The following is a 4280-nucleotide window of genomic DNA, read 5'->3' on the forward strand; positions in this document are numbered from 1 at the left end:
ACGGGAACGGGGCGCAGGTGGGCGTCGAGGACGTAGGCCGTGGAGTTGGGAATGGGCCGGCCAATGGGCACCGGGCCCACCACCACCGAGTCCCGCTGGAGGAAGTGGACGGTGGAGAAGGTGGTGTTCTCCGTCGGGCCGTAGGCGTTGAAGAAGGCGGCGCCTGGAGGCAGTCGCTTCAGATACTCACGCACCCGGGCGGAGGGCATCACGTCGCCGCCGGCCAGGACCTGGGGGACCTCCGTGAGGACTTCGCCCTGGTGCAGCGCCATCTGTTCGAAGAGCGCGGCCGTCAGCCACAGCACCGTGACGCGGTGGTGGCGAAGCTGCGCGGCCAGCTCCTCCAGGGAGAGGGTGCGGGGCGGAGCAAGGACGAGCTTCGCGCCGTGCAGCAACGCGCCCCAGAGCTCGAGGGTCGAGGCATCGAAGGCGATGGGCGCGAACTGGAGCCAGGTCTCCTCTGGCCCGAAGCGCATGAAGGAGCTGCCGAGCACCAGGCGGGTGATGCCGCGGTGGGGAACGCAGACGCCCTTGGGCCGGCCGGTGGAGCCGGAGGTGAACATGACGTAGGCGAGCGACTCGCCGTCCGCGTGGACCTCCGGCGCATGGGTCGGCAGCGCGGCGATGTCCTGGGCCTGGGCATCCAGCCAGACGCGGGTGCCCGAAGGTGGCAGCAATGACGCGAAGGGCTGGTGGGTGACGACCACGCTGACGTCCGCGTCCTCGAGCAGGGCCGCGATGCGGTCCACGGGAGCATTGCGGTCCACGGGGACGAAGGCGGCGCCGGCCTTGAGGATGGCGAGGATCGCCGTGACCAGCTCGAAGGAGCGCTCGACGGCGACGCCGACGCGGGCACCGGGGACGATGCCCACCCCCCGCAGGTGATGGGCCAGTTGGTTCGCGCGCGCGTCCAGCCGGGCATACGTCAACGTGGCATCCCCCATGACGAGTGCCACGGCATCCGGCGTGCGCTGAGCCTGCCGCGCGAAGTGGACGTGGACCGGGATGTCCGTGGGGCTGGCGACGGCGGTGTCGTTCCAGTCCACGAGCAGACGCTGTCGCTCCTCGCCGGACATCAACGGCAGTGCGGAGACGGACTGCTCGGGCGTCGCGGCCACGGCCTCCAGCAGCGTGCGCAGGTGGCCGGCCATCCTCGCCACGGTGTCGCGCTCGAAGAGCGCGGTGTTGTACTCGAGCCAGCCGACGAAACCCTCGGGCGAGTCCTGCAACGTCAACGTGAGGTCGAACTTGGCGGAGTGGGCCTCGGCCGCGGCTTGCTGGAAGGTGAGGCCTGGGACGCGCAGGGCCTCCGTGGGCGCGTTCTGCAGGACGAACATCACCTGGAAGAGCGGACTGCGGCTCGGGTCGCGCACGGGCTGCACGGCCTCGACGAGCTTCTCGAAGGGCAGGTGCTGGTGCTCGTAGGCGGCGAGCGTCGTGCCTCGCACCTGGGCGAGGAGCTCGCGGAACGACGTCTCCGCCGTCATCCGCGTGCGCAGCACCAACGTGTTGACGAAGAAGCCAATGAGGCCTTCGGTCTCGGCCTGGGTGCGGCCGGCGATGGGAGAGCCGACGCTGATGTCGTCCTGCCCGGAGTACCGGGACAGGAGGACCTGGAACGCGGCCAGCAGCACCATGAAGGGCGTGGCGCCTTCACGCCCGGCCAGCGCCTTGAGGGAGTCGGCCAGTGTTCGCGGGAGGTGAACGGCCAGGGACGCACCCGCGTACGACTGGAGGGCCGGACGCGGATGGTCCGTCAGCAGCTCCAGCGCGGACGGTGCGCCCGCGAGCTGGTGCTTCCAGTAGCCGAGCTGCGTCTCCAGCGCCTCCCCCTGGAGCCACTGTCGCTGCCATGCGGAGAAGTCCGCGTACTGGATGGGCAGCGGCGCGAGCGAAGGGGGGTGTCCCGCGCTGAAGGCCTCGTAGAGGCCCACCAGCTCGCGGACGAGGACGCCCATGGACCAACCGTCGGAGACGATGTGGTGCATCGTCACGAGCAGCAGGTGCTCTTCGGCGGCCAGCCGCACCAGGGCGGTGCGCAGCAGCGGGCCGTTCTCCAGGTGGAACGGTTGGCGCGCATCCTCCGCGACCCTGCGGCGGGCTTCGGCTTCGCGCTGCGCTTCGGGCAGGGCGGAGAGATCCACGAGCGGCAACGTCCACGGCTCCGCTGGGTGGATGTTCTGGAGGGCGTGTCCCTGGTGCTCGCGGAAGGTGGTGCGCAGGGCCTCGTGCCGCGCGACCAGGGTCTCGAAGGCGCGGCGCAAGGACTCCACGTCCACGTGGCCCGTGAGCCTGAGGGCCGTGGGGATGTTGTACGACGCATCCCCGGGGGTGAGCTGATCCAGGAACCAGAGGCGCTGCTGCGCGAAGGACAGCGGCGCCGTGGTGGCCCGCACGGCGGGGATGCGCGGCAGTGCCGACGCGGTGGAGGAGGGCTCGGAGTCGATGCGCTGGGCGAGCGCGGCCACGGTCGGGGCTTCGAACAGTGCGCGCACCGGAAGCTCGCGTCGGAACGCGGCGCGGATGCGAGAGACGAGCTGGGTGGCGAGGAGGGAGTGGCCGCCGAGGGAGAAGAAGTCGTCGAGGACGCTGACGCGCTCGAGGCGGAGCACCTGGGAGAAGAGAGAGGCGAGCAGCTCCTCGGAGGGGGTGCTGGGGGCGACGAAGGTCGAGGCCGAGGAGGAGGGGAGCGGAGGGGGAAGGGCCTTGCGGTCGACCTTGCCGTTGGAGTTGAGGGGAAGGGCCTCCAGGACGAGGAAGAAGGAGGGCCGCATGTGCTCGGGGAGGAACTGCTTGAGCCAGTCCTTGAGCGCGTCGGGCGAGGGCGCGTCGGAGCCTTCGGGAGGGACGACGTAGGCGACGAGGCGCTTGTCACCGGGGACATCCTCGCGAGCGAGGACGACGGCGGCGTGCACCTGCGGGTGCTTGAGGAGGGTGGTTTCGATTTCGCCCAGCTCGATGCGGAAGCCACGCACCTTCACCTGGAAGTCGGTGCGGCCGAGGTAGTCGAGCAAGCCATCCGCGCGCCAGCGGACGAGGTCGCCCGTGCGGTAGAGGCGCGCGCCCGGGGCAGAGGAGAAGGCGTCGGGGATGAAGCGCTCGGCGGTGAGCTCCGGGCGGTTGAGGTAGCCGCGGGCGACGCCCTCGCCGCCGAGGAAGAGCTCGCCGGAGACGCCGACGGGGACGGGGCGGAGGGTGGCGTCGAGGACGTAGGCGCGGACGTTGGGAAGCGGCCGGCCGATGGAGGGCGTGGGCGACGCGTCGAAGGCGCAGGAGGTGGCGTCGACGGTGCACTCAGTGGGGCCGTAGACGTTGAAGGCGCGCAGGCGGGGGTGCTGCGCGAGGGTGCGCCAGGTGTCGGTGTCGACGGCCTCTCCGCCGACGAGGGCGCGCTGGGGGAGCGAGTCGCGCTGAAGGAGGCCTTCATCCACCAACAGGCGGAGGTGCGCCGGAGAGCAGTCGAGGACGTCGAGGGCGTCGAGGGAGATGCGCCGGACGAGCTCTCGCGCGTCGGCGCGGGCTTCGTCAGGGACGATGCAGAGGGTGTGGCCGTCGAGGAGCTGGACGAGCTGCTGGACCGAGGCGTCGAAGGAGAGAGGCGCGTTGACGCTGACGCGCTCGGCGGGGGCCCGGCCGGAGTGGATGGCGGAGGCGAGCCCGTGGCGGAGGTTGAGGACGGAGCGGTGCTGCACCATGACGCCCTTGGGGCGACCGGTGCTGCCCGACGTGTAGATGATGTAGGCGAGCTGCTGCGGGGAGACGTGGATCGAGAGGGGGGCGTCGGACTCCAGGGAGAAGTCGTCGGAGTCGAGGAAGAGGACGTGGGCGGAGTGAGGCGGGAGGACGTCGCGAAGCCCGCGGTGGGAGAGGATGACGGGGGCCGCGGAGTCGACGAGGACGTGCGCGATCCATTCGCGCGGGTAGCGAGGGTCGACGGGGACGTAGGCGGCGCCGGCCTTGAGGGTGGCGAGGAGGGCGACGAGCGAGTGGACGGATCGCTCGAGGCAGAGGACGACGCGGGACTCGAGGCCGACGCCGAGCTTCCGGAGGCGGTGGGCGAGCTGGTTGGAGAGTGCGTCGAGCTGCCGGAAGGTGAGCTTGTCGTCGCGACAGGTGACGGCGAGGGCGTCGGGGGTGAGGCGAGCCTGGGCGGTGAAGGCGTCGTGGAAGCAGAGGTCGCGAGGGAAGTCCGCGTCGGTCTGGTTCCAGTCGAGGAGGAGCTGCTGGCGCTCGGAGGAGGAGAGCAGCTCGAGGGAGGAGAGGGGAGCGTCGGGCTGGGC

At 71.0% G+C, this 4280-nt stretch carries 1 protein-coding gene; it reads right to left on the bottom strand.

Features of this window, described 5'->3' with window-relative positions:
* On the bottom strand, nt 1-4280 hold a 4280-nt coding region (locus GTY96_RS36930), incomplete at both ends, for a non-ribosomal peptide synthetase (protein WP_161667157.1).

The sequence above is a fragment of the Corallococcus silvisoli genome (assembly GCF_009909145.1).
In the GTDB taxonomy this organism is placed as follows: Bacteria; Myxococcota; Myxococcia; order Myxococcales; family Myxococcaceae; genus Corallococcus; species Corallococcus silvisoli.